The 25,958-nt window shown below is 74.2% G+C and carries 19 protein-coding genes; 2 read left to right on the top strand and 17 right to left on the bottom strand.

Annotated features, from left to right (window positions below):
* Window position 1: 1 nt before the first annotated feature.
* From metK to ABD973_RS05925, 15 genes are all read right to left on the bottom strand, one after another.
* Window positions 2–1,210 carry a methionine adenosyltransferase gene (gene metK, locus ABD973_RS05855; RefSeq protein WP_345498957.1) on the bottom strand — a complete coding sequence of 403 codons (1,209 nt, stop codon included), beginning with the start codon at window positions 1,208–1,210 and terminating at the stop codon, window positions 2–4.
* On the bottom strand, window positions 1,207–1,983 hold the full coding sequence (gene acpS, locus ABD973_RS05860) for a holo-ACP synthase (RefSeq protein WP_125822996.1): 777 nt from the start codon (window positions 1,981–1,983) through the stop codon (window positions 1,207–1,209). The genes metK and acpS overlap by 4 nt, the downstream gene beginning before the upstream one ends.
* 1 nt (window position 1,984) lies before the next feature.
* Window positions 1,985–2,860 (bottom strand): class-II aminoacyl-tRNA synthetase family protein, encoded by an 876-nt coding sequence (locus ABD973_RS05865; protein ID WP_206436586.1) that lies wholly within the window; start codon window positions 2,858–2,860, stop codon window positions 1,985–1,987.
* A gap of 33 nt (window positions 2,861–2,893) precedes the next feature.
* Window positions 2,894–3,787: a diiron oxygenase gene (locus ABD973_RS05870; protein ID WP_125603927.1), complete on the bottom strand. Its 894-nt coding sequence runs from the start codon at window positions 3,785–3,787 to the stop codon at window positions 2,894–2,896.
* Window positions 3,788–3,831: 44 nt separating this feature from the next.
* A complete protein-coding gene (locus ABD973_RS05875) occupies window positions 3,832–4,878 on the bottom strand; it encodes a methyltransferase domain-containing protein (protein WP_125822995.1) in 1,047 nt (348 codons plus the stop codon).
* On the bottom strand, window positions 4,875–5,714 hold the full coding sequence (locus tag ABD973_RS05880; RefSeq protein WP_125822994.1) for a class I SAM-dependent methyltransferase: 840 nt from the start codon (window positions 5,712–5,714) through the stop codon (window positions 4,875–4,877). Before ABD973_RS05880 ends, ABD973_RS05875 begins: the two co-directional genes overlap by 4 nt.
* A 34-nt stretch (window positions 5,715–5,748) precedes the next feature.
* Window positions 5,749–6,255: a MaoC family dehydratase gene (locus ABD973_RS05885; RefSeq protein ID WP_125822993.1), complete on the bottom strand. Its 507-nt coding sequence runs from the start codon at window positions 6,253–6,255 to the stop codon at window positions 5,749–5,751.
* 102 nt (window positions 6,256–6,357) lie between these two features.
* Complete coding sequence (locus ABD973_RS05890) at window positions 6,358–7,527, bottom strand: trans-sulfuration enzyme family protein (protein WP_345498966.1); 1,170 nt, start codon at window positions 7,525–7,527, stop codon at window positions 6,358–6,360.
* Window positions 7,528–7,718: 191 nt separating this feature from the next.
* The gene (locus ABD973_RS05895) at window positions 7,719–9,167 is read right to left on the bottom strand and encodes an MFS transporter (RefSeq protein WP_125822992.1); all 1,449 of its coding nucleotides are present in this window, start codon (window positions 9,165–9,167) and stop codon (window positions 7,719–7,721) included.
* 157 nt (window positions 9,168–9,324) lie between these two features.
* Entirely contained in the window at window positions 9,325–11,370 is a 2,046-nt protein-coding gene (gene fusA, locus ABD973_RS05900) for an elongation factor G (protein ID WP_345498968.1), read from the bottom strand.
* Between the two features lie 324 nt (window positions 11,371–11,694).
* Entirely contained in the window at window positions 11,695–12,444 is a 750-nt protein-coding gene (locus ABD973_RS05905; RefSeq protein WP_345498970.1) for a tyrosine-protein phosphatase, read from the bottom strand.
* Between the two features lie 52 nt (window positions 12,445–12,496).
* A complete protein-coding gene (locus ABD973_RS05910; RefSeq protein ID WP_345498972.1) occupies window positions 12,497–16,414 on the bottom strand; it encodes an SAV_2336 N-terminal domain-related protein in 3,918 nt (1,305 codons plus the stop codon).
* The gene (locus tag ABD973_RS05915; protein ID WP_164720981.1) at window positions 16,411–17,487 is read right to left on the bottom strand and encodes an AAA family ATPase; all 1,077 of its coding nucleotides are present in this window, start codon (window positions 17,485–17,487) and stop codon (window positions 16,411–16,413) included. Before ABD973_RS05915 ends, ABD973_RS05910 begins: the two co-directional genes overlap by 4 nt.
* Before the next feature lie 73 nt (window positions 17,488–17,560).
* Window positions 17,561–19,669, bottom strand: a complete 2,109-nt coding sequence (locus tag ABD973_RS05920; RefSeq protein WP_345498975.1) for a VMAP-C domain-containing protein — start codon at window positions 19,667–19,669, stop codon at window positions 17,561–17,563.
* A complete protein-coding gene (locus tag ABD973_RS05925) occupies window positions 19,666–20,895 on the bottom strand; it encodes a hypothetical protein (RefSeq protein ID WP_345498977.1) in 1,230 nt (409 codons plus the stop codon). The genes ABD973_RS05920 and ABD973_RS05925 overlap by 4 nt, the downstream gene beginning before the upstream one ends.
* A gap of 106 nt (window positions 20,896–21,001) precedes the next feature.
* Between ABD973_RS05925 and ABD973_RS05930 the strand changes: the two genes are divergently transcribed.
* Window positions 21,002–21,532 (top strand): hypothetical protein, encoded by a 531-nt coding sequence (locus tag ABD973_RS05930; RefSeq protein ID WP_345498979.1) that lies wholly within the window; start codon window positions 21,002–21,004, stop codon window positions 21,530–21,532.
* A 29-nt stretch (window positions 21,533–21,561) separates the two neighbouring features.
* Here ABD973_RS05930 and ABD973_RS05935 read toward each other — a convergent pair whose 3' ends face one another.
* A complete protein-coding gene (locus tag ABD973_RS05935) occupies window positions 21,562–22,230 on the bottom strand; it encodes an O-methyltransferase (RefSeq protein WP_345498981.1) in 669 nt (222 codons plus the stop codon).
* A 19-nt stretch (window positions 22,231–22,249) separates the two neighbouring features.
* Entirely contained in the window at window positions 22,250–23,365 is a 1,116-nt protein-coding gene (locus ABD973_RS05940; RefSeq protein WP_345498983.1) for an AMP-binding protein, read from the bottom strand.
* 191 nt (window positions 23,366–23,556) lie between these two features.
* Here ABD973_RS05940 and ABD973_RS05945 point away from each other — a divergent pair, with 191 nt between their 5' ends.
* Window positions 23,557–25,836, top strand: a complete 2,280-nt coding sequence (locus ABD973_RS05945; protein ID WP_345498984.1) for an immune inhibitor A domain-containing protein — start codon at window positions 23,557–23,559, stop codon at window positions 25,834–25,836.
* Window positions 25,837–25,958 lie beyond the last annotated feature (122 nt).

The following is a 25,958-nucleotide window of genomic DNA, read 5'->3' on the forward strand; positions in this document are numbered from 1 at the left end:
GTCAGATCCCGGCGGCCTTGCGCAGCGCGTGCACGCGGTCGGTGCGTTCCCAGGTGAAGTCCGGCAGTTCGCGGCCGAAGTGGCCGTAGGCGGCGGTCTGGGCGTAGATCGGGCGCAGCAGGTCGAGGTCACGGACGATCGCGGCGGGGCGGAGGTCGAAGACCTCGGTCACGGCTTCCTGGATCCGCTCGTCGGGCAGGGTGCCGGTGCCGAAGGTCTCGACGAAGAGGCCGACGGGTTCGGCCTTGCCGATGGCGTAGGCGACCTGGACCTCGCAGCGCACGGCCAGGCCGGCGGCGACCACGTTCTTGGCGACCCAGCGCATGGCGTAGGCGGCCGAGCGGTCCACCTTCGAGGGGTCCTTGCCGGAGAAGGCGCCGCCGCCGTGGCGGGCCATGCCGCCGTACGTGTCGATGATGATCTTGCGGCCGGTCAGGCCGGCGTCGCCCATCGGGCCGCCGATCTCGAAGCGGCCGGTCGGGTTGACCAGCAGCCGGTAGCCCTCGGTGTCCAGCTTGATGCCGTCCTCGAGGAGCCGGGCGAGGACGTGCTCGACGACGAACTCCCGGATGTCCGGGGTGAGGAGGGAGTCGAGGTCGATGTCGGCGGCGTGCTGGGTGGAGACCACCACCGTGTCCAGGCGGACGGCCCTGTCACCGTCGTACTCGATGGTGACCTGGGTCTTGCCGTCGGGGCGCAGGTAGGGGATCTTCCCGTTCTTGCGGACCTCGGTCAGACGGCGCGAGAGGCGGTGCGCGAGGTGGATCGGCAGCGGCATCAGCTCGGGCGTCTCGTCCGTGGCGTAGCCGAACATCAGGCCCTGGTCGCCGGCACCCTGCCGGTCGAGTTCGTCGCCCTCGCCCTCGACGCGCTGCTCGTAGGCGGTGTCGACGCCCTGGGCGATGTCCGGGGACTGGGCGCCGATGGACACCGACACGCCGCAGGAGGCACCGTCGAAGCCCTTCTTGGACGAGTCGTAGCCGATGTCGAGGATGGCGCCGCGGACGAGTTCGGCGATCGGCACGTACGCCGTCGTGGTGACCTCTCCGGCGATGTGGACCTGGCCGGTGGTGATGAGGGTCTCGACCGCGACGCGGGACGCCGGGTCCTCGCGCAGGAGGGCGTCGAGGATCGTGTCGCTGATCCGGTCGGCGATCTTGTCGGGATGGCCTTCCGTGACGGATTCGGAGGTGAACAGGCGCCTGCTCATGCCTGGACCGCCTGGGCGGTGAAGAAGTGGGTGCGGATCGCGTCGAGGGTGCGGATCTCGTCGACCTCCAGGGTCTCCAGCTGGATGGCGCGGCCGCTGTGCTGCTCCAGCAGGAAGACGAACTCGACGAAGGACAGGGAGTCGATCAGCCGGGTCTCGATGAGGTCGAGGTCGCCGGCGATGTCGTCGAGCTCCTCGTGGCGGGCGAGGAGCCAGTTCTTCACGAGCTGCAGACCGTCGGACATGGTGTCTCTCCTTGAAGTGCTGTGTACGGGTGGGGTGGGGGGCGCGGGGGCCGGGGCGGGCTCCGGGGCGGGGCCCGGGGCGGGGAGGGGCTCCGGGACGGCGTTCGGGTCCAGTACGGGGGCGGCGACCGCCACCGCGTAGTCCACGTCGTGGCTGATGGTCACGGTGATCCCGGCGATGCCGGAGCGCTCGGCCATCTCGGCGGCGGACCGGTGGAGTTCCACGAGCGGCCAGCCGCCCTCGGAGCGCCGCACGATGATGTCCCGCCAGGGCAGGAACACGGCGCGGACGCGGAGGGTCTTGAACGCCGCCTCCTTGGCGGCGATCCGCCCGCACAGGCTCAGTACGTCGAGCTTGGCGGCGGTGCGGCAGTCGGCGAGTTCGCCGGGGGCGAGCATGCGCTGGAAGAAGTCCTCGCCGTAGAGGCGCAGGAGCCGGCGGACACGGGTGACGGACACGATGTCCATGCCGAGGTTCGCCCAGCCCAGGCCGCCCGCCGGCGGGGCGACGACGGGTCGGGTCGGCATCTCAGATCGCCGGCCCGGCGGCGTTCGCGCGCAGGACCGCGGCGGTCGCGGCGCCCCAGCTGCCGTGGCGGCGGGTGAGCGCGGACAGCCAGCGCTCCAGTCCGAAGGCGACGCAGCTGGTGAAGGCGGGGCCGCCGCCGGAGGCGAGGGGGATCTCGCACCGGTCGCCGAAGAAGTTGCGGTGGGTGTTGACCGAGGCGATCGCGAGGTCCTCGTACAGGAACTCGTGCTTGACCGGGGTCAGGCGCTGGAGGACGGCCTTGGAGCTGCCCTTGTCGAAGAAGGGGTCGCAGGCGGCCTCGCGGCTCAGCGGCAGGTCGAGGGCCTCGGCGAAGGCGTGGATCCGCCGGGTGAAGGTCGCGAGGTGTCGTTCGGCGTGCTCGCGGGTGCCGATGGCGACGATCTCCCGCATGCGGAAGCCGAGCTGGCGGCGCAGTCCCTCGTAGTGCGCCTCCTTGCGGAAGCACCAGCCGACGACGGTGACGAGCTCGTCGTCGGCGGCCGGGCGGCCCTGGTGGTCGATGTAGACGGCGTAACAGGACGCGGACGGCAGGCCGAGGGCGGCCGGTTCCAGCGCGTCACAGGGGAAGCAGCCGGTGTCGGCGCAGAACTCGCTGGTCTCCCGGACGTCCAGGTTCAGCGGGGCCGCCACGACGGCCTGGTGGGGGAAGTTGTCGTAGTAGTCGAGCCGGGCCAGGTCGGCGGCGGGCAGCAGCGGGGGCATGGTCATCGAGCGGGCGCCCGCCTGGACGCCCCAGTTCTCGAAGGTGTCGTCGAGCAGCCGCAGCAGGGCGGTGCCCTCGGGGCCGAGCGACGGAAGGCCCGTGGTGGCCGGAGCGGTGGTGGTGGCGGTGGTCATGGCGGTCATGGCGGTCATGGGGGAGTCACCTCTCGGACGGCGGTGGGCCGCTCAGACGACGGGCAGGACGTCGTCCGTGAAGATCCCGGTCTTCAGGAAGAATCCGAGCGGCTTGCGGATGGTCTTGCGCTCGAAGGGCCGGCGGCGCTCGTCGGCGACCAGGGCGTTGCGCAGGCCCACCGGGTCGGCGATGCCGGCGTCGCGGTAGACGTGCGGGTTGTAGAGGGAGTTGAGGCTGTAGACGACGTACCGCTTGAGGTAGGCCTCGACCTCGGCGACGCGGGCGGCGGGGACGGCCTGGCGCATCCGGTCGAAGAGCAGGGAGACCAGTTCCCGGCCGAAGGCGATGTGCCTGGACTCGTCCTGGTGGTGGATGCGGTTGACCTCGCGGATGGTGTGGCAGAGGTCCTCGTCGCGCGCCATCCGCGTGTTGTAGTGGTCGACGAGCTCCTCGAAGAACAGGATGCGGGCGAAGACCAGGAAGTTCTCCACCTCCGGCTCCCAGGCGGAGTCGGCGCGCAGGGCGGTGGAGCCGTAGATCTTGTCGCCGTAGCGGCGGCAGAACTCGGCGAAGAACCACATGTGCTCGTTCTCCTCACCGATGAAGTGGTGGAAGAAGTCCGAGGGCACCTCGAAGCCGGGCATGTGGATGCGTCCGACGACCTCGATGAGCAGTTCGCGGATGCCGTGCACGTTGAGGCTGTAGAAGTTGATGCTCTCCCACTTGGAGAGGCGCCGGAGGGTCTCCTCGCCGAGCTCCTCGTGGAAGGGGGTGCCGTAGACGGTGAGCAGTTCGGGGGTCATCCACATGCGGCCCTCGTCGAGCTGCTCGGGCCAGTCGAACTGCTGGTAGGGGTTGTAGTACTCCTCGATGGAGCGGTGGCTGAGCCGTTCCAGGACTTCAAGGAACCGGTCGGTGACCGGCAGGGGGGCGCTGACGCCCATGGTGACTCCTCGGGGTGTGGGGTGGCGCGGGCCGGGTGCGGCGGCTACGGCCGGACTTCGTAGACGGCGTTGACCGGGGTCTCGGTGGCGCGGCGCCAGCGGGTGAAGCCGGCCTCTTCGGCGATGCCGCGGAAGGCCGTCTCGCCCGAGTGGTTGCCGAGCGCGTGGGGGCCGTGCTGGGCGACGGCCACGGGCAGGCACATGACGGCGGAGAGGGCCATGAACATGCGGGCGGCCGGGGTCTGGGTGCCGATGTCGTCGGGCGAGACGTTGGACTCGACGAGCATCCAGGTGCCGTCCGCGTCCAGGGACTTGTGCACGTGCCGGGCGGCGGAGACCGGGTCGCCCATGTCGTGCAGGGCGTTGAAGAAGGTGACCAGGTCGTAGCCGGTGCCGGGGTAGTCGTCCGCGGAGGCGACCTCGAAGACGACGCGGTCGCCGAGCCCGGCCTCGTCGGCGAGGCGGCGGGCGATCGAGACGGCCTCCTCGGAGTAGTCGAAGCCGTGGACGGTCGCCTGCGGGAAGGCCTTCGCGATCAGCAGGGTGGTGTGGCCGACGCCGCAGCCGACGTCGGCGACGGTGCCGCCGGCGGCGAGCTTGGCGGTGACCCCGGTGAGGGCGGGCAGCCATTCGGGGACGAGGCGGTGCTCGTAGGTGGGCTGGAAGAAGCTGCCCATGCCGGTGTCGAGGGCCGGGTCGTGCTCCGCCCAGCCGACGCCGTCGCCGGTGCGGTACGCGTCGACGAGGAGGTCCTCGGTGCCGTAGAGGGCCTTGAGGGCGGTGAAGAACCCGGCGGCGAAGGTGACGGCGGTGGGGTCGGCCAGCACGGGGACGTGGTCGGCGGGCAGCGTGTACGCCCCGGCGCCCGGGTGGCGCTCGACGTATCCGGCGCTCAGCTGGGCGTGCAGCCACTCCTCGGCGTAGCGGGTGCTGATCCCGGTGCGCTCGGCGAGCTGGGCGGGTGTCAGCGGGCCGGCCCCGGCCAGCGCCCGGTAGAGGCCGAGCCGCTCCCCGAGGGCGACGGTCAGGCCGCGGACGGCGGCGCCGGCGTCGCTGATGACGCGCTGGTGGAAGTCGTGGACGGCGGTCATGCTGCCTTCACCTCGGCGGTCGGGAGGTCACAGGTGAACAGGAAGGAGCGCGGGACGCGGGGGACCTCGCGGGCGGGCACCGGGTAGGGCCAGCGGCCGAAGTCGGCGCCGTCCTCGCCGGGCTGGCGGACCTCGCGCACGTCCCAGCCGCATTCGGTGAGGAGGGCCTCGGGGGTCTCCGTGCCGAAGAGCCACGGGTTGCCGTCCTCCTCGAGGCAGTTGAGGAAGGGCCGGGAGAGCGGGTTCTGCAGGGCGGCCTTGCTGATGACGTCGCCGAGCAGGACGGATCCGGGCGCGGAGTGGCCGGCGAGGGTGGAGATGAGGCCGCGTACGGCGTCCTCGGGGAGGAAGAAGAGCAGGCCCTCGACGACCCACAGCACGGGCTGGTCGGCGCGCCAGCCGGCCTCTTCCAGGGGCCCCGTCCAGTCCTGGGTCAGGTCGACGGGGACGGTGACGCGGGTACGCCCGGCCGGGTCGGGTTCCCCGGCCAGCATCTCGGCCTTGGCCTCCAGGAGCGCGGGCCGGTCGAGTTCGTAGACGGTGACGCCTTCGGGCCACGGGAGCCGGTAGAAGCGGGTGTCCATGCCGGCGGCGAGGAACACCACCTGGCGGATGCCGTGGTCCTGGACGGCACGGACGATGGCCCGGTCCAGGTAGGTGGTGCGGATGGCGAGGAACGGCACGGTGCCGGCGCCGGCGTAGCGCTCCAGCAGGTCGAAGCCGATGGTGTCGGCGACGGTGCGCGCGTACGGGTCGGCGAACAGCCGGTCCTCGCGCTCGGTTTCCAGGGCCCGCGCGGCGGCGGTCCACTGGGCGGTGCGGGATACGGCCTCCACGGGAGGCTCCCTTCACTCGTGGGGTGGGGGGATGTCAGGCCGGGGAGCCGGCGCGGACGACCGGGTCCTCCGCCGCGGCGGGGTGCGGCGCGTCGCACTCGGCGGGCCGCCGCTCGAAGATGCTGTGCAGGATCATGCTGAACACGACGTTCCCGTCGGCGTCGGCCAGCGTGCACCTGGGCTGGACGACGCCGGTGCGCGGGTTGAACGGCGAGGGGCGCGAGCCCAGGATCTCTACGCGCGCCGTGAGCACGTCCCCGGGGCGGACGGGCCGCAGGTAGCGGATCTCGTCCACGCCGGGGGAGCCGGTACAGGCGCTGTAGGCGAGGAGCCCGTCGACGTAGCGGCGCATGAACATCGAGGCGCTGTGCCAGCCGCTGGCGATCAGGCCGCCGAACGGGGTCCGGGCGGCGAGCTCCGGGTCGGTGTGGAAGGGCTGCGGGTCGAAGCGCCTGCCGAACTCCAGCACCTCCTCCGCCGTGACGGTGACGGAGCCCAGTTCGTGGACGTCACCGGTCCGGAAGTCCTCGAAGTAGCGCATCACGCAACCCCCTTGACGGAGAGAAACAGTTCCTCTGGCGTGAACCAATCTACGAATCAGCCGATTATTTTGTCAACCCAAAAGAAGACCGCATCGTCTGTTCTATCGCAGTGCCTGTTCCACGTCCTGCCAGAGGTCCTCCGGGTCCTCGATCCCCACCGACATCCGGACCAGGCCCGGACCGATGCCGGCGCGCGCCAGCGCCCCCTCGTCCAGCTCCCGGTGGGAGGTGCTGGCGGGGTGCGTGACCAGCGTCTCCACCCCGCCCAGCGAGAGCGCGAGCCGCGCCAGGCGCACCCCCTCGACGAAGGCGCGGCCCGCCTCCCGGCCGCCGCGCAGGTCGAAGGAGAGCAGCCCCCCGCCCCCGGAGAGCACCTTGCGGGCCATCGCGTACGAGGGGTGCGTTCCCAGCCACGGCCAGTGGACGGCCGCCACCGCCGGGTGGGCCGCCAGCCGCTGCGCCAGCACGCCGGCGTTGGCGCAGTGCTCGCGCATCCGCAGCGGCAGCGTGGCGATCCCGCGCAGCGTCAGCCATACGGCGAACGGGTCGGCGCTGGCGCCGAGTTCGACGGTGCGCGGCCACACCTCCCGGCGCAGGGCGTCGTCCGCGAAGACGGCCGCGCCGCCCAGGACGTCGGAGTGCCCCGCGAGGTACTTGGTGGTGGAGTGGAGCACGATGTCGGCGCCGTGCTCGATCGGCCGGCACAGGACGGGCGAGGCCAGGGAGTTGTCCACGGCGCTGATCACCCCGAGGCGCCGGGCCGCCGCCAGCAGGCCGGGCAGGTCGGGGACCTGGCCGGTGGGGTTGGCGATGGTCTCCAGGACCAGCAGCCGGGTGCGGGGCCCGGCGAGCGCCTCGAACTCGCGCGCGTCGTCACCGCCGATGTGGTCGACCCGTACCCCGTAGCGCTCCTTCAGGTCGCTCAGCGCCGCGTACGTCCCCCCGTACAGGCAGCGCTGCGCGATCACCTGGTCGCCGGGGCGGAGCAGGGCGAGGAGCACCCCGCTGATGGCGCCCATCCCGGAGGCGAAGGCGATGGCCGAGGCGCCGCCCTCCAGTCCGGCGAGGGTCCGTTCCAGGGCGCGGACGGTGGGGTTGCCGCGGCGGCTGTAGACGTAGTCGCCGTCGGGGCCCGCCATGGCCCGGGCCAGTTCGTCGGCGGAGTCGAAGGCGAAGGCGGAGGACTGGACGAGCGGTACGGACAGCGGGCGGCTGGCGGGGACTTCGAGCTCGTGGGCCACGTGCACCGCGCGGGTGCGGATGTCCTTCATCGGGGGTGCCTTTCGTTCGGGAGCGGGTCCGGGAGCGGGGCCCCGGGGTACGGGGCGGGGGTACGGGGCGGGGGTACGGGGGGCGGCGCACGGGACGGGGGTACGGGGCCGGGGGGTACGGGAAAGGGGTCGCCCGACGTCCGGGACGGACGTCGGGCGACCCCTCGGGTGCGTGCGGGCGGTCCCGTACGTCACACCCCCGCCGTCTCGCTGCGCGACGCCGGGGCGTCGGCGGCGGGAGCGGCGGCCGCGGCCGCGGGCCCGTCGCCCTTCATCGCGAACAGGGTGATCACCGCGCCAGCGGCGGCGATGACCGCGGCGCCGATGAAGGCGGCGCTGAACCCGTCGGTGAGGGCGGGCAGGTTGCCCAGCTCTCCGGCGCCCTGGGTGGTGGCGAGCGCGGTCAGCGCGGCCAGGCCGAGGGCGGAGCCCACGTTGTAGGTGGTGTTGACGATGCCGGAGGCGAGGCCGGCCTGCTCCTGCGGGGCACCGGACATGGCGGCCATCATCGCCGGGATGTACGCGAGCGCCATGCCGAGCGCGGCGACGAGCGAGGCGGGCAGGACGTCGACGAGGAAGGTGCCGGTCGGCTCGACGGCCGACAGCCAGACCAGCCCGGCGGCGAGGGCGAACAGACCGGCGACGATCAGCGGCTTGGCCCCGAAGCGGCCCATGAGGCGGGCGGTGATGGCCGTCATGAAGATCATCAGCAGCACCGTCATGGGGAGCAGCGCCGCGCCGGAGGCGAAGGCGCCGTAGTCCAGCACCTGCTGGAGGTACAGGTTGAGGAAGTACCACATCGGGATCCAGGCGGCGCCGAGCAGCGTCATCGCGAGGTTGGCCGAGCCCAGGCGCGGGATCCGCCACACGCTGAGCGGCATGAGCGGCTCGCGGACGGTCCGCTGGATCACGAAGAAGAGGGCGAGCAGGACGGCCGCGCCGACGAGCTCCAGTACGGTGGCGGTGGCGCCCCAGCCGGTTTCGGGGGCCCGGACGACGGCGAACACGGCGAGCGCGAGCCCGGCGGTGACGGCGGCGGCGCCCAGGACGTCGACGGAGCCGCGGCGGGCCTGGACGGCGGGCAGCAGCCCGGTCGCGGCGAGGGTGGCGACGCCGATCGGGACGTAGATGATGAAGACCCACGGCCAGCTGACCCATTCGGTGAACACGCCGCCGAGGAACACGCCGGCCGTACCGCCGGCGGGGGCGGCGGCGCCGTAGAGGGCCATCGCCTTGCCCAGCTCCCTGGGGTCGTGCCCGAAGAGCATCATGAGCAGCGTCATCGCCGAGGGCGCGATCAGCGCGCCGCCGACTCCCTGGACGGCCCGGCCGGCGATCTCCACCGAGGCGCTCTGCGCGGCGGCGGCGAGCACCGAGCCCGCGATCATGACCACCCAGCCGGTGGCGAAGATCCTGCGGGCGCCGAACAGGTCGGAGAGCCGCCCGCCGAGCAGCAGTAACCCGCCGAAGACGATGACGTAGGCGTTGAAGACCCACTGGAGCTCGCCCTGGGAGAAGCCCAGGTCCTTCTGCATCTCGGGGAGCGCGACCCCGATGATCGAGGTGTCCATGATGACCATGAACTGAGCGGCGGCAAGCACGCCAAGTGCCCACCAGCGCCGGGGATTGACGGTTGACATTGCCCTGACCCTCCTCTGACGTATACCCCTGGGGGGTACCTACGCGCAGCAACGTAGCATACCCATGGGGGGTATGTAAGAGCGGTGTGGGAACGCGAAGGGACCCCGCCCCGGCCGAAGCCGGGACGGGGCCCCACAGCGGGTCGGCCCCGCCGTGCTAGCGGGCCGTCAGGGTCGCCGCCACCCCCGCCGGAACGGGCGCCAGACCCGCCGGGCGGCTGGTGAAGGACCCCCGGCCCTGCGTACGGCCGCGCAGCCGGGACGCGTACCCGAACAGCTCGGCCAGCGGCACCGTCGCCGTGACCACGGTGGTCCCGGCCTGCCCGGCCGAGCCCGTGACCCGGCCGCGGCGGGCGGCCAGGTCCCCGAGGACCGCGCCGACACCGTCGTCCGGAACCGTCACCGTGACCTCCGCGACCGGCTCCAGCAGCTCCAGCCCCGAGGCGCGCAGGGCGTCGCGCAGCGCGAACCGGCCCGCCGCGCGGAACGCCATCTCCGAGGAGTCCTTGGAGTGCGTCGCCCCGTCGGTCAGGACCACCCGCACGCCCGTCACCGGATGCCCGCCGAGCGGACCCTCGGCGAGGGCGTCACGGCAGCCGGCCTCCACGGCCCGCGCGTACTCCTGCGGAACCCGCCCGCCCGTCACCGCCGAACGGAACTCGAAACCGGGCTCCTCCAACGGCTCCACGTCGAGCACGACGTGCGCGAACTGGCCCGCGCCGCCGTCCTGTTTGACGTGCCGGTACACGAATCCGGTCACCCCGCGCACCACGGTCTCCCGGTAGGAGACCCGCGGCCGGCCCACCACGACCTCCACCCCGTGCAGACGGCGCACCTTCTCCACCGCCACCTCCAGGTGCAGCTCGCCCAGCCCGGACAGCACGGTCTGCCCGGTCTCCGCGTCGGTCCGCACCACCAGGGAGGGGTCCTCCTCGGCGAGCCGGGCCAGCGCGGAGGCCAGCCGCCCGGTGTCCGTACCCCGGCCCGCCTCGACCGCGACCGACACCACCGGGTCCGCCACCACGGGCGGTTCGAGCAGCAGGGGCGCCTCCGGCGCGCACAGGCTCGTCCCCGCCCGCGCCGACTTCAGCCCGACGACGGCGACGATGTCACCGGCCACCGCCTCCTCCCGCTCCTCGTGCCGGTCGGCCTGCACCCGCAGGATCCGCCCGACGCGTTCCGTCCGGCCCGTCGCCGGATCCAGTACGGAGTCCCCCTTGCGCAGGGTTCCCGCGTAGACCCGCAGATAGGTGAGCCGGCCGGTCGCCGTCGCCGTCACCTTGAAGGCGAGCGCGGCCAGCGGCTCCGCCGGGTCGGCGGCCCGCTCCCGCACCGGCGGCATGTCCCCCGGTGCGGGCAGGTACGCCACCACGGCGTCGAGCAGCGGCTCGATGCCCCGGTTGCGGTACGCCGAACCGCACAGCACGACCACCGCGTCCCCGGCGAGGGTCAGCTCGCGCAGGGCACGGGCCAGGGTCGCCTCGCCCAGTCCGTCGCCGGCGCAGAACTCCTCCAGGGCCTCCGCGTGAAGTCCGGCCACCGTCTCCTCCAGCAGCCGGCGCCTGCGCCGGGCCTCCTCCAGCAGCGGCCCGGGCACCGGCAGTTCCTCGTACGAGCCGTCGCCCGCGCCCCAGAGCAGCGCGCGCATCCGCAGCAGGTCGACGACGCCGGTGAAACCGTCCTCCCGGCCGACCGGCAGCTGCACGGCCAGGGGGACCGCGCCGAGCCGCTCCCTGATGGAGCCGACGGCGGCGTCGAGGTCGGCGCCCGCCCGGTCCAGCTTGTTGACGAACGCGATCCTCGGCACGCCGTGCCGGTCGGCCTGGCGCCACACCGACTCGCTCTGCGGCTCCACGCCGGCGACGGCGTCGAAGACCGCGACCGCGCCGTCGAGCACCCGCAGGGAGCGCTCGACCTCGTCGGCGAAGTCCACGTGGCCCGGCGTGTCGATCAGGTTGACCCGGTGGCCGTCCCAGGCGCAGCTGACGGCCGCCGCGAAGATGGTGATGCCGCGGTCGCGTTCCTGGGGGTCGTAGTCGGTGACGGTGGTGCCGTCGTGGACCTCGCCCCGCTTGTGGATGGCGCCGGTGGCGAAGAGGATCCGCTCGGTGACGGTGGTCTTGCCGGCGTCGACGTGGGCGAGGATGCCGAGGTTCCGCACGGCGGCGGTGGTGACGTTGGTGTGACGGTGATCGGTGCGCATGGCCCGGGCCTTTCGGTGCCTGGGTGGGAAGAGGGCAGCGCGATTCCCGGGACGCCGCTCCACCCCGTGGCGGGGTGCAGCGTTCAAAAAGGGGTGCGTCACGGGCGTACGGTGACAGCCGCGCGGCTGTTACCGCGCGCTTCGGGACACCGGGATCACGTCGTACCGGCAGGGGGGAACGACGGCGGCGGTGCGGTTCGTACGCATGGCCCGGTTCCCCTTCTCTTCGCTCGGCATCGGCGGGCACCGCCCTGGCGGCGGCGCGCACCGCGACTGTAGGCGGCGCGCGCCGGCCGGGGCACCTGGTTTTTCAGGCGCGGCCTTTCAGGCGAGCAGCCGCTCCCGCAGCCGGGCCGTGGTCTGCGGGGTGATGCCGACGGCCTCGGTGAGATAGGCGGACGGGGACCCGTAACGGACCGTCAGGTCGGCCAGGACCAGCTCCATGACGGTGGCCGGGGCGCGGCCGTACGAGGGCCAGCGCATGGTGCGGCCCGGGTTGGCGGCGTGCCAGTCGGCGGTGAGGCGCTCGGTGGCCAGCTCGGTGAGGGCGAAGTCGGCCAGGATCTGCTCCTCGGACACGTCGAGCAGGGTCAGCACCAGGGCGGCGATCAGGCCGGTGCGGTCCTTGCCGGAGGTGCAGTGGAACACGGCGGGGCCGGGGCCGTCGGCGATCAGCTCGACGGCCCGCCGGATCTCGTCCACGCCGTCCTCGGCGACCTCCGCGAAGCGGTCGGCGAGGTAGCGCCAGGGGTCGAGCGCGGGGTCGATCTCGGCCTGGTCGTAGGGGCGGTGCTCGATGCTGAGGTTGGCGTACGTGAACCGCTCCGGCTCCGGTATCCGGCCCTTGGCCTCGATCTCCCAGGGGTAGCGCAGGTCGATCACGGTCCGGACCCCGAGCCGGAGGAACCGCTCCCAGTCGGCGCCCCCCAGCTTCCCGAGGGAGTCGGCCCGGTAGAGGCACCCCCACCGGACGGCCCGGCCGTCGGCGGAGCGGTAGCCGCCCAGGTCGCGGAAGTTGTGGAGGCGGTCGAAGGGGATGTGCCGGGTGCCTTCGGCGGCGGTGGCCTGGGTCAACTGTGGCTCCTGGGGCGAGGGTTGGCGCTGGCTGCGACCTGGCCAGAATGCCTCAGGCGTCACCGGATTCCGGACGCTGGGGGGACGTGATCTCCCACACCCCGTCCGACTCGGTCGCGGTCCAGCCGGCGGGGAGTTCGACGGGCTCGGGGAGGGTGACCCCGGTCAGTGCGACGGGGCCGTGGAAGATGACGCCGCTGAGGGAGAGCCCCGTGTGGAAGTCGGCTTCCTCAATGGTGAAGGGGCCCTCGAAGACACTCCCGTCGAAGCCGATGTCGCTGAGGAACTCGCCCCCCAGGAAGCGCACCGGGCCCCTGAAGAGGGTGCCTCCGAAGCTGGCCCCCGCCGTCTCCGTCTTCGAATCGACCCACTGGAACATGCCCTCGAAGACGGCTCCGTCGAAGGAAACCCCTCCTGCACACAAGGTGTTCTTGACCAGCACCGGGCCCCGGAAGAGCGTGCCCGCGAAGAGCACGGGGTCCTTGAACCGGTTCGTGTCGAAGCCCGCCAGGCCCTGGAAGGAGGCATGACCGAAGGAAGCCACGCCGTCGAAGCGGGCGTTGCGGAAGACCGCCTCTCCCTCGCAGCTCAGGTACTCGAAGTCCGACGTGGCCTCGAAGCGGGTACCGCTCGCGGACAGCGGACCCTCGCACACGGCCCGCGCGAAGGACACCGACTCCCGGAACACGGACTCGCCGAGCGCCATCCGGCCTTTGAAGACCGCCCTGGCGAAGTCCGCCCCCTGCTCCACCGTCATGTCGCTCAGCTGCGCCTCGTCCTCCATGACGGCCCGCTGGAAGGAAACTCCGCAACGCCAGGCGACCCCCCCGAACCGCGCCGCCTTCCGGAACACCGCACGCTCGAAGGCGGCCGCGCCCTCGAAGGTGGCCCGCTCGAAGCCGGCCGGTTGCTCGAAGACGGCCCGGTCGAAGTGGGCGTCTCCCGCGAAGACCGCCGAGGCGAAACCGGCCGCGCCCGCGAACACCGCGCGGGAGAAATCGACGTCCCCGAGGAAGGCGGCTCCCGCTTCCACCCAGCCGTCCTCGAAGGTGGCCCTCGCGAACGCCGCCGACCCCAGCCTGACCCGCCCCGTCCCCGGGTCCCGCACCGCGTCGAGCATCCGCCCCAGCAGGCCGTCCGCGAAGACCGTCCCCCGGAAGTCGACGACGGAGCCCGGCCGCAGGGTCCGCAGATAGGTGTCCTGATCCGGGCGCGACAGGTGGGCCAGGCAATAGACGTGCCCGGGCACCCTGACACCGGTGCAGCCCGCGGGGACGGCGTCCGGGGCCCGGAACACGCAGCGGGGCCAGACGAGCTCCGCCTGCCGGTACGTCTCCGCGTCGGCCAGCAGCTCTGCCAGCAGGTCGGAGTCCCCGACGAGGACCCATCCCCCGGCTTCCTCCCCCGGCTGCTCGAGGGGACGCAACGCCAGGGGGCCGAGGAGCTCGTGGAGCTCCTCGTACAGCAGGGGGGAGACCGCGACCACGAGGCGTCGTGCGTGCCCGGGGCCCCCGGACGCGAGCAGATCCCTGATCACCGAGCTGTCCAGGATCCGGTCGGGATCCTCCGCCGTGCCGCCGGCTTCCCCCGTTGCCAGGGCCACGGCGAGCGGCGGGCGCAGCCCTTCCGGCTCCCCGTCGCCGAGACGGGCCAGGGCTCGGGGCAACGCCGCCAGTACGAACCCGGCCCCGCTGTAGGCACCGGGCCCGGACAGGGAGAACCGCAGCCCGCGCTGCAACCCCCCGGCCACCCGGGCCTCGGCCATCTCCCGCAGCAGGATCGCGCCCAGCTCCGCGGACGTGCGTGAGTCCCCGCCGACCCGCATCGCCAGGGTGACACCGGTCCGGTACCCCCGCTCGCCCAGCGCCTCCTGGAACCCGTCCTGCGCGAGCAGCGCCTCCGCCACCAGGAAGACCATCCGGTCGGGCCGGACGGTGTGCACGACACCGATCAGCCCGCCCTGGGGGGAGTGAACGGGGCTGCCCCGGAAGTGGATCCAGTCCTGCGCCTCCGGTGAGACCTCGATGATCTCCGCGTTGCGGACGCGGCTGCTGATCCGTACGCCGCCTGCGGCGGACTGCCAGTCGTGGTCGTCCGCGTAGCCACGGACGACCACCGTCGCCTCCCCTCCCGGGGCCAGCGTCTGCCAGACCGGCGGCGTGAAGACTTCCGGGTCCGCCAGGGCCTCCTCGCTCTCCAGCAGCAGTACCCGCGGGCTCGCGTCGTCCCACCAGACGGGCCGGCAGGCGGCCTCCCTGCCGTCGGGGGTGCCGGCCCAGGCGACGGTGTCCCGGGGGCTGGCCGCGTCCGCGGCGGTGAGCACCAGGCGGGGGGTCAGCAAGGTGCCGACCTCGCGCGGCTCGGCGAGGGGTTCGAAGCGGACCCGTACGACTCCCTCGCCCACCCCCGGACCGGGGCCCGGCCGCTCGGCGAACGGCAGGGATTCCGCCGGGACCCGGCGGCGGCCCTCCGCCCCCGTCGTGACCCGGGTCGCGGAGAAGTCGGGGCCCGTGCCCCGGTGGCGGTACATGAACTCCCAGACGCGGCGGCGCACCAGTTCCCGTACGGCGGCGACGTCCCCGCGCAGCTGGGAGCCGAGCAGCACGTCCCGTACCCCCGGCAGGAAGTCGAACTCCGCGTCCTCCGGCCGCTGCTGCCCCTCCCACGGGGCGAAGAGCCCCCCGAGGGCCACCTCCGCCAGGTGCCCGTGCTCGGAGTCGCGCAGCAGGGAGCGCCGTACGAGGGTCATCACGGGCAGCGTCAGCGGTACGGCGGCCAGGTGGGCGGCCAGCTGCTGGGCGGTCGGGGAGGCGCTCGCCCGGAACCGTTCGACCGCCTCCAGCGCGGTGGCGGCCCGGCGCGGCGGTGCCGTGCCGGGGGCGGGGGCGGCGTCCAGGCGCAGGCAGGCGAGGCGGCGCCAGCGCCCGTCCCCGGACACCGTCCGCACGAGCCGGGCCAGGCTGCCGGAGGCGAGCCCCACCACGGGGACGACGGGCCCGCCGCCCCGCGCCCGCCGGGCGGCGGGCACCCGCTGCCAGGAGCGGGTGGCGGCGGCGGGCCGGTCGGAGCGGACGGCGAAGGGCACGGGCCGCACGGCGCCCCGGGTCCACAGCCGTTCGGGCAGTACGTTCAGCACGGCCACGGCGTTGTGGGCGCTCCAGTGCCGCAGGACGCGCAGCAGCGGGGTCTCCTGCCAGCCCCCGGCGACGGTGTCGGAGACGAGCAGGATCAGCCGCCGCCCGGCGGGGTCGGCGAGTTCCAGCGGGTTGCGGGGCGGGCCGCCGCGGCCCCGGGCGAGCATCGGGGTGTCGCCGGGGGCGGTGCCGGTGAGCTGCCAGGTTCGGACGTCGCGGAAGACCCCGCTGCGGGTGAACACCCCGCGCAGTTCGTCCACCAGGTCGCTCCACAGGAGCATCGAGGGGTGGGCGTCGACGACGAGGGCCAGGTCGAGCCAGCGGCTCTCGGCGGGGCGCAGGACCGGGGTGGGGACCATCGCCTCGATGCTGCGTTCCACGGTGAGCTGCTCGTCCAGCTCCTCCCCCGGGCCGCCGATGGCGCGGCGTCCGACGGGCCGTAGCGACCGCATCAGGGCGAGCGGGTCGTCGAGGGAGGCGGTGCGGGGCAGCCGCAGCGGTACGCCGCGCCGCGCGGGCGCGTCGGCCGCCGGCTCGGCGGGCCGCTCCGGCCGGGCGCGGACGGCGGGGAACAGCTGGACGGCCCCGGCCGCGTCCGGGCCGGCCCGCCCGGCACCGGATGCGGGCCCGTCGGGGTGTGGGGGCGGCTCCGCGGTCCCGTCGGGTCCCTCGGGGCCGGGCGGACGCAACCCGCCGTCCGGGGACGCGGCGGCGGCCGGGTCCACGCGGGCGGCCAGCCAGAGGATGTCGGCGATCTCCTCGGGGCCGACGGCGGTGCGGGGCGCGGCACCGTCCTCGGCGCCTTCGGCGAAGGCGGCGAGCAGCCTCTCGATCACGCGGTGGGCCCGGTGAGGTGCTGCATGACGGTGGCGAGGAAACGGTCCCGGTCGGCGGGCGCCGACCAGGCTCCGGCCAGGCGTAGCTGGATGGCGTTCAGGAGCTGGTCGGTGGCCAGGTCGCCGTCCTCGGCGCGTTCGAGGAAGCTGCGTACGAGGTCCTGGTACTCGGCGGCGTCCTCGCCGGTGATGTCGACGCCGAGCCGGCCGCGCACGATGCGGGCGAGTTTCTCGGGTCCGGGCGCGTCCAGGTGGAGGCGGACGCAGCGGCGCAGGAAGGCGGGCGGGAAGTCGCGTTCGCCGTTGCTGGTGAGGATGACGACGGGGAAGTGGCGGCACTGCACGCGGCCCTGGGTGACGGCCACGCCGGCGTCGGGGTCGTCGTCGGTGCCGATGGCGACGGTGGGTTCCTCCTTGGCGAGGCGGGCCAGTTCGGGGATGACGAAGCCGCCGTCCTCGAAGACGGTGAGGAGGTCGCCGGGCAGGTCGATGTCGCTCTTGTCGATCTCGTCGATGAGCAGGACGCGGGGGCCGTGCTGCGGGAGGAGGGCGGTGCCGAGCGGGCCGAGGCGCAGGTAGCGGGCGATGGAGGGCACGGCGGCCGGCTGCTCCGCCGGGTCCGGGAGCCGGGCGCCGGGGACGCGGACCTGTTCCAGGCCGGCCTCCTGGAGCCGGCCGATGGCGTCGTAGAGGTAGAGGCCGTCGCGCAGCACGGTGCGGCTGGTGATCGGCCAGTGCAGTACGGGGCCCAGGGCCAGGTCGGTGGCGATGCTGTAGGCGAGGGTGGACTTGCCGACGCCGGGCTTCCCGGTGATCAGCAGCGGCCGGCGCAGGTGCAGGGCGGTGTTGACCACGTCCTTCTCCGCCTCGTCGGGGACGTAGCCCTCGCCGCGCCTGCGGGTGCGTTCCCAGGCCTCGCCGGAGCAGCCGGGCGGCGCGTAGGCGGGGTCTGGTTCGCCGGTGAAGTCCCGCCAGGGCGGCGGTGGTCCGGCTTCCAGCCGGGTGCGGCGCTCCTCGCCGGGGCCCGCGCCCCGGTACAGCCACCAGTCCTTCGCCACTGCCTGTGCCTCCATCGTCTGTTCGCGGGTGGTGCGTTCGGGTCGGGCCCGTGGCGGGCCGGTTCTCGGGCTGTCGTGGGCGGTGGGGTCAGGTGGCCAGGGAACGGAGGTGGACCGTGTCGTCGGGATCGTCCCACAGGAGCACCAACGGGTCTCCCCCTTCCGGTCCTTGGCCGGCGGCCGCCCGGCGCACCTCGCGCACGCGGGCGGGCAGGGCGAACACCGAGGGCGCCCCCGGCCCGGCGTCGGGGGCGAGCAGCGCGGGCAGTCCCCCGGGGGGTGTTCCGCCGCCGCGCCGCCACACCGCGACGGGCACCCCGCCTTCGAGGAGGGCGTCCAGCAGGGCGGCCGTACGGGGGCCGCCGACGTGCCCGAGGACGCAGGCGGGCGCGGGCGCCGCCCCCAGCCGCAGTCCGAGGGCGTCGGTGACGTCGGGGTCCTCGACGGTCCGTACGGCGTCGGGGTGCCGGCCGTCGTGGACGTGGAGCCAGCGCCATTTGTCGAGCCATTCGGTGCGGGTGTCCTCGCGTTCCTGCGGGCAGCGCACCACCACCTCGTGGACGGCGCCGAGCGGGCGGGTCCGGCCGCCCGGTCCGCGGCGGGGTACGGGCCACTGGTCGAAGTCCGTCTCCAGCAGTTCGTAGGGGACGTGGAACTCGATCCGCCCGATGCCGCCGTGCGGCTGCCCGCCCGCGGCGGCCTCGGCGAGGCGGCGTACGAGTTCGGCGCGTACGGCGGCCAGTTGGACCGGGCTGCCCTCCGACTCCCAGACGTGACGGGTCCGTTCGCCGCGCAGCCACATCCGGGCCAGCAGGCCGTCCTCGCCGCCGGGCGGGGACTCCAGGCGCACGTGCAGGGTGGCCTTGCGGGCGGGGGCGGGCGGCGGGCGCAGGGCGGGCAGGCCGAGCCGCTCGCGGGTGTCCCGTACCCAGCGTGCGAGGGCGGCGGCCCACTCGGGGTCCTCGGGGCCGCCGCCGGGTCCGCCGCCGGGGCGGGCGGTCCGGTCGGCGAGGAAGTGCACGAAGGGCACCGCGAGCGGCATCCCGGTCCGGCCGCCCTGCCGTTCGTCGAGGTCGGCGACCACCTCGAGGAGGGTGTCGGCGGGCAGTCCGCCGTCGACGGGGGTGGTGCAGCCGGCCGCCTTGAAGGCCCAGGCGTAGGCCTCGTAGGCGCAGCGCGGCAGGTCACGGCCCTCGAACAGGTCGCCGAGCCCGTCCCAGCCGGTCTGGTCGAGGCGGGGGGCGCTGGGCAGGGACGGGCCGGGCGGGCCGCCGCCGGGGCCGGCGGGGACGGCGGGGCCGTCGTCGGCCGGGGCGGGGAGGGCCTGGGCGGGGAGGGCCGGGAAGGAGGGGAAGTCGAGGAAGGAGTTGGCGTCCCAGTCCCTGTCGACGAGGAACTGCGGCAGCTGCCAGCTCTCGCCGCGTTCGCGCAGTCCCCGGAAGGCGAGGTGGATGCTGCGGGCGGCCTCGGGCAGGAGGGCCGCGCCCTCCCCCACGGACCGGTCCCCGAGTTCGCCGAGCAGGGCCTCGGTGAAGCGGCCCGCGCCCCGTTCGGCGTCGTTCTGCGCGGCCTCCCCCACGCGGGAGGCGTACAGGCGGAACTGGCGCCGCCCGGGGACGGTGTGGCCGCCGCCGTAGTCGGCGCTGCCGAAGTTCCAGCGGCTGTCGCGGGGCGCGTCGACGCGGCAGGCGTCCACCAGTGCGGCCTGGAGCGGGAACCGCCGCTGCTTGACCAGGTCGGTGCGCCACCACCGCAGGGCCGAGTCCAGGTTGAGGTGGCGGATCTGGCCGGGGCGGGCGTCGGCGCAGGGCAGCATCAGCTCGTGGTCGCGCCCGAGGTAGCCGTGCCCGGCCCAGAAGATCCACAGGAGGTCGCCGTCGCATGCGGGGAGTTCGTCGAGCAGCGCGGTGCGGGCGTTGGTCTCGGTCGCGGGCCGGTACGAGGCCCGCAGCGCGGCCAGGCCCTCGGACGCGGACCAGTCGAGGGTGTCGGGGTCGTCGAGCGGTGACAGCAGCAGCCGTACGTTCGCGGCGGGCACCTGTCCGGGACCGGTCAGCCACCGGGCGAAGCGCAGGGCGTCCCGGGCGGGTCCGCGCAGGTTCCAGTGGTGGCTGACCTCGTACCGCTCGACCCCGGCGACGAGCGCGAAGGCGCGCCGGGGGTCCACGTCGGTGTGCGGTCCGCCGGGGGCCGTCACGCCATCCCCGCTTCGGTCACCGCCCGTTCGACGCGCTCGTAGAGGGACTGCTGTTTCCAGTAGGCGCTGTGGCTGGCGGGGAAGGGCTGGCGGCTGCGGATCTCGTGGTCGCTGACGCGGGGGTCGCCGGGGAAGACGGGCGCGGCGAGGTAGGACAGCACGTCCTGGCGGTCGTACACGTTGAGCCAGCGCGGGAAGCCGTACGGGAGCCGGCTGCCGGGGGCGAGGGCGGTGAGGGCGCCGAGTTCGTAGAGGTACGGGGCCTGCGAGCCGACGGTGACGAGCAGTTCGGCGCCGGGTACGGGTACGCCGTCGGCGGCGGCCAGGGCGAGCAGGTCCACCAGGGCGATCCCGCCGAGGCTGTGGCCGATCAGTACGGTCGGGCCGGGCCGGGCGGTGATCCGTTCGCGCAGGTACGCGCGCAGGCCGGCGCCTCTGGCCTGGTAGCGCAGGATGTCGCCGAGCGCGGGGGCGGCACCGGCGGTGAGGGGGCCGCGCCAGGCGTTGAGCAGGGGCTGCGTGGTGACCCGCTGCGCGAGCCGGCCGAGGACGGCGGCGGCCCGGGCCCCGGGGACGCGGGCGCCGCCGCCGAGGCGGGTGGTGAGGAGCTCGACGAGCCGGTCCCGTTCGGCGGCGGTGCAGTCGGCGTCGGTCCCGGCCTCGGCGAGGGCCCCGGCGGTGACGGCCCGGGCGAGGGAGGCGGCCAGCTCGCGGGCCTGCGGTTCGGCGGTGGCGCGGGCGGCGGCGCGGGCCGCTTCGGCGGAGCCGGCGGCGCCCTCCAGCGCGGGCCGGAACCCGGCGGCGAGGCCGGTGCCGTCGAGCAGGGCGCGCAGCTCGCCGGGGCCGTCCGCGTCGGGGGCCCCGGCGAGCCGGCGCAGCAGCTCCAGCACCGCTTCCCCGGCGGGGCGTAAGCCGGGCATGGCGAAGGGGTCGTCCTCCGGGCCCGCGTCGGCCCAGCCGGCCTCGGCCAGGACCCGCAGCTCGCACAGCGGGTCGGCGAGCAGCAGCCCCCACTCGGCGGCCTCCGCGCCCCCGTCAGCGCCCTCCGGCGTCCCGGGTACGGAGCGTACGCCGGCGCCCGACCGCGCGCCGAACCGCTCGCCCCAGAAGCACGAGTCGATCTCGGCCCCGGGGAACCGCTCCCCGAGCCGCTCCCGCACCAGCGCGAACAGCGCGTCGTGCCGCTCCCGCCGCACCCCCGTACCGTGAACGAACAGAAACCGCATGGCCGCCCCGCCCCCTCGTCGCTCTCCCCCGCCCGGCACGATAGCGCCGAGTCCGCGAGGCGGCGTACCGAATGGCCGGTTCGGGCGCCCTCGACCGTGAAGGAGCATGTGGGTGGATCTGAGTTCGGTGGTCATCGCGGTGGCGGGTGTCGCCGGAACCCTGGGCGGGTCCCTGCTGACGCAGCGGGGTGCGGAGCGGGCCAAGCGCCGGGAGATAGAACTCGTGCGCGCCCAGGAGGAGATCCGCGAGAGCCGGGCGCTCCGGCGCACCTGTTACGCCGAACTCAACAGGGAGTCGCGGCAGTTCGCCACCGCGCTCAGCCACCACCTGCACGTCATGCGGGAGCGGACCGTGGAGGACGCCGACCGGGTCGCGCTCGACGCGGCGAAGGGTGCGCACCGCGACCGCTACTCGGAGGCGCAGATGGTCGCCCCGGACGCGGTGCTCGTGACGGCGAGCGCCGTCAACCACGGCCTCAACACGGTGTACGGCCAGGTCAAGCGGCTGGAACGGGACGAGCCCGCGCCGGGCGAGACGATGAACACGGCGGCCCGCCAGCAGTACGCGCTCTGGGAGTTGCTGCGGACGATGCGCACCGCCATGCGCCATGACCTGGGCGTCGCGGACGACGACTGACGCGTGACCCCCGCCGGCCCGGCCGGTGCTCAGAGCTTGCGCGCGAACAGCAGCCCGTCCGCGATCGGGAGGAGCACGGACTCCACCCGGTCGTCGGCGCGGACGTGGGCGTTGAACTCGCGCACGGCCAGCCCGTTGCCCCGCGCGGCGGGGTCCGCGGCGGCGCCGCCGAAGAGCGCGTTGTCGGCGAGGAGCAGGCCGCCGGGGCGTACGCGGGGCACCAGTTCCTCCCAGTAGTCCCGGTAGCCGCCCTTGTCGGCGTCCAGGAAGACGAGGTCGAGGACGGGTTCGGCGGGCAGGGCGCGCAGGGTGTCCAGGGCGGGCGCGAGCCTCAGCTCGATCCGGTCGGCGACCCCGGCCTCCTTCCAGGCCTCTTGCGCGATCGCGGTCCACTCCTGCGAGACGTCGCAGGTGAGGACCCGTCCGCCGGGGAGCAGTCCGGCGGCGAGGGCGAGGGTGGAGTAGCCGGTGAAGGTGCCGACCTCCACGACGCGGCGGGCTCCGGTCAGCTTCGCGAGGAGGGTGAGGAGGACGCCCTGCTCGTGCGGGATCTGCATCACGGACCGGTCGCCGAGGGCGCGGGTGCGCTCGACGAGCCGTCGCTGCACCCCGGTCTGCGGCTCGGCCTGGGCGAGCAGGTACGCGTACACCTCGGGGGTGAGGGGGACCGTCTTCACGTCTTCGGGCTGCGGGTTCACGGCGTACGTCCTCTCGGGGTCAGTCGGGCGGGTTGAGCTGCGCGGGCAGGGGCTTGCCGAGGGGACCGCGCGGGATCCGGTCCACGAGGCGCACCAGGCGGGGTTCGGCGCCGAGGCCGCGCGCGGCGGCCCGTACGCCGTCCGCCGTCAGGGGTCCGCCTCCGGCGACGAGCACGTCGTACGCCTCCTCGTGCGGCGGGCCGGCCGGGCCGGGGACCCGTACGCAGGCCACGTCGGCGCCGGGGAGCGCGGCGCGCAGCCGGGCGGCGATGGCGCCCAGGTCGTACCGGACGCCGTTGACGCGTACCAGCTGGGCACGGCGGCCGAGGCGCAGGAACAGCCGGTCGCCGAGGCGGCGGACCACGTCGTCCATCTCGTGCCGGTCGGGCCGGCTGCCGTCGGGCAGCGCGGACAGCCGGGGCCCGGTGACGGTGAGGGGGCCCTCGGCGCCGGTGCGGGGGGCGGCGAAGGCGACGTCGTCGAGCAGCGTCCAGGGTCCGGCGGGGTCCCAGCCGGTGCGGTGGGCGACGGATCCGGTCTCGGTGGAGCCGAGCAGCTCGATCAGCGCGGCGCGCGGGTCGGTCGCGAACCGGCGTGCCTCCGGCGGGAGTTCGGCGCCGCCGTGCAGGAACGTGAGCTGTTCGAAGGAGGCGGTCCAGCGGGGGTGGCGGGCGAGGGCGCGGAAGGCGGCGGGGATGGCGACGACGGCGATCCGCCGGGCGGGCACGGCTGGCGGCGGGCAGTCGCCGGCGGGCCAGAACCACACGGGCAGCCCGGTCACGGCGGGGAGGAACACGCCGGCGGCGGCCCCGTAGACGTGCCGGGGCGGGGCGAAGGCGACGATCGCCTCGGGCGCGTACGGGGTGAGCAGGCGGGCGGTCCGTTCGGCGTCGGCGCGCAGCAGGTCGCCGGTGAAGATCCGCCGGACGGGGTCGCCGGTGGCGGCGTCGGAGGCCTGGAACTCGTACGCCCGGCCGGCGAGCCCCTCCCGGGCCTCGGCGGCTTCGGCGGGCGTGAGCCGGTCCCACGGCAGGTGCCAGGGGCCCGGCGGCCCGTCGGGGGCGGCGGTGCCGATGCCGGGGCCCTCCCAGAGGGCGTCGAGGGGCAGTGCGGGGTACGGCGGTTCGAGGGACATGTGCGCGTCTCCCCCTGTGCGTTCGGGTTCCGGGGCGGGGGCGGACCGGCACCCCGGGAGCCCTCAGGGGCACAACGACGCGGGCCCCTCCGGGGACACGGCGGGTCCTACACACACCCCCTACCCATCACCTGTGACATGTGAAATATTACCTGCGCCCCGGCCCCGAACTCCCCGAAAGGGCAACTCCGTTGCGCAGACTCGCCTCGGCGGGTGCGGCGATATCCCTCGCCGTACTCGCCCTCCTGCCCGCCCCCGCCGCCCTGGCGGCCACCGCTCCTCCGCCCACCCCGCCGACGGGCGGGGCCGAACAGGCCGCCGCCCCGCCCCTCGCCCCGCTGGAGCTCCAGCGCCAGGCCCTGCGCCGCCAGGCGCTGGAGGGCATCGCGGCGGGAGGTTCCGGCGACCGGGCCGCCACCCGGGCGGCGGGCCCGCTCCCCCGCACCGCGAAGATCGGCGACCAGTACGTCGAACTCGCCCAGCGGCGCAAGGACAAGGTGTTCGTCATCCTCGCGGAGTTCGGCGACCAGACCGACCCCCGCTTCGGCGGCACCCCCGGCCCCCTGCACAACACCATCGGCAAGCCCGCCCCGGACGACAACCACACCCTCTGGCGCAAGGACTTCGACAGGGGTTACTACCAGCAGCAGTTCTTCTCGCCCACGCCCGGCTCGGCGTCCCTGCGCGCCTACTACAACCTCCAGTCCTCCGGCCGCTACGACATCGACGGCAAGGTCACCGACTGGGTCAAGCTCCCCTACAACGAGGCCCGTTACGGCACCGACACGTGCACCGAGGTCGGCCAGTGCCGCACCAACTGGGACCTGGTCCGCGACTCCACCACCGCCTGGTACGAGTCCGAGCGCGCGAAGGGCCGCACCCCCGAAGAGATCAAGGCCGAACTGGCCCAGTACGACGTGTGGGACCGCTACGACGCCGACCACGACGGGAACTTCGACGAGCCCGACGGCTACCTCGACCACCTGGTCGTCGTCCACGCGGGCAAGGACCAGACCTGGGGCGGCGGCGCCCAGGGCAAGGACGCGATCTGGGCGCACCGCTGGTTCGCGTACTGGAACCAGGCCGGCAGCGCGGGCCCCGAGGGCAACAAGGCCGGCGGCACCCCGGTCGGCGACACCGGGATCTGGGCCGGCGACTACCTCACCGGCGGCGAGAACAGCGGAGCGGGCCTCTTCTCCCACGAGTTCGGCCACGACCTCGGGCTGCCCGACCTCTACAGCTCGGACGGGGACAACGGCGTCAACTTCTGGTCCCTGATGTCCTCGGCCTCCTACCTGGGCAAGGGCCCCAACACCACGGGGCAGTTCCCCGGCGACCTGGACCCGTGGAGCAAACTCCAACTCGGCTGGCTGGACTACACGGAGGCCGACGCGGGCCGCAGGACCCGCGCCACCCTCGGCGTCTCGGGCTACCACACCGACGACCCCCAGGCCCTCCTGGTCCACCTCCCGCCCTCCACCACCCGCACCGAGCTCACCGACCCCTACGAGGGCGCCCGCCAGTGGTGGAGCGGCACCGGTGACTTCATGGACAACACCCTGACCCGCCCGCTGGACCCCGCCGCCGGCCCGGCCACCCTCACGGCCCGCGTCTGGTACGACCTGGAACAGGACTTCGACTTCCTCACGGCGGAAGCCTCCGCGGACGGCGGCAAGACCTGGACCATCCTCCCCGGCACGGTGGGCGGCACCCCGATCCCCCCGAAGGGCATCTCGGGCACCTCACCGTCCTGGACCACCCTCACCGCCCCCCTCCCCGCGTCCACCACCCACCTGCGCCTGCGCACCACCTCGGACAGCAACACCCACGGCCGCGGCGTCACCCTCGACGACATCCGCGTCACGGCGGCCGACGGCCGCACCCTCCTCCAGGACGGCGCCGAACAGGGCGACAACGGCTGGACCCCGCTCAAGTGGTCGCGCGCGGAGGGCCGCACCGGCACCACCGAACACCCCCGCGCCTACTTCGCCGAGTACCGCCGCCACACCGGCTACGGCTCCTTCCTCAGGACGGGCCCCTACAACTTCACCTCCACCGACCAGCGGGTGGAGTTCTACCCCTACCAGCAGGGCGTCCTGCTCTGGCTCTGGGACACCGCGTACAGCGACAACACCACCAAGGCCCACCCGGGCAACGGCCTCATCCTCCCGGTCGACGCCCACCCGGCCCCCCTGCGCTACCCGGACGGCAGCCTCCTGAACGCCCGCGCCCAGACCTTCGACGCCCCCTTCTCGACCCGCCCCACGGACCGCATCACCCTCCACAAACCGGGCACCTCCCTGACCGTCCCCTCCCGCCCGGGCGTCCGCGTCTTCGACGACCACCGCGACACGTACTGGAACCCGGACCTCCCCCAGCTCGGCGTCAAGGTCCCGGACACCGGCACCCGCATCGAGCTCACCAAGGAAACGACCACCCGCACCACCCTCCAACTCACCCCCTCCCCCTGACCCCACCCCCCACACGCCCGCCCCGCCGGCCCTCCCGGCGGGGCGCTCGCGCGTACGGGGCCGGGGAGCTGTGAGGACGGACACGCCCTGGTAGGGAACCCGCGGGCGGCGGGAGCCGTTGG

Source organism: Streptomyces racemochromogenes (genome assembly GCF_039535215.1).
GTDB lineage: Bacteria > Actinomycetota > Actinomycetes > Streptomycetales > Streptomycetaceae > Streptomyces > Streptomyces racemochromogenes.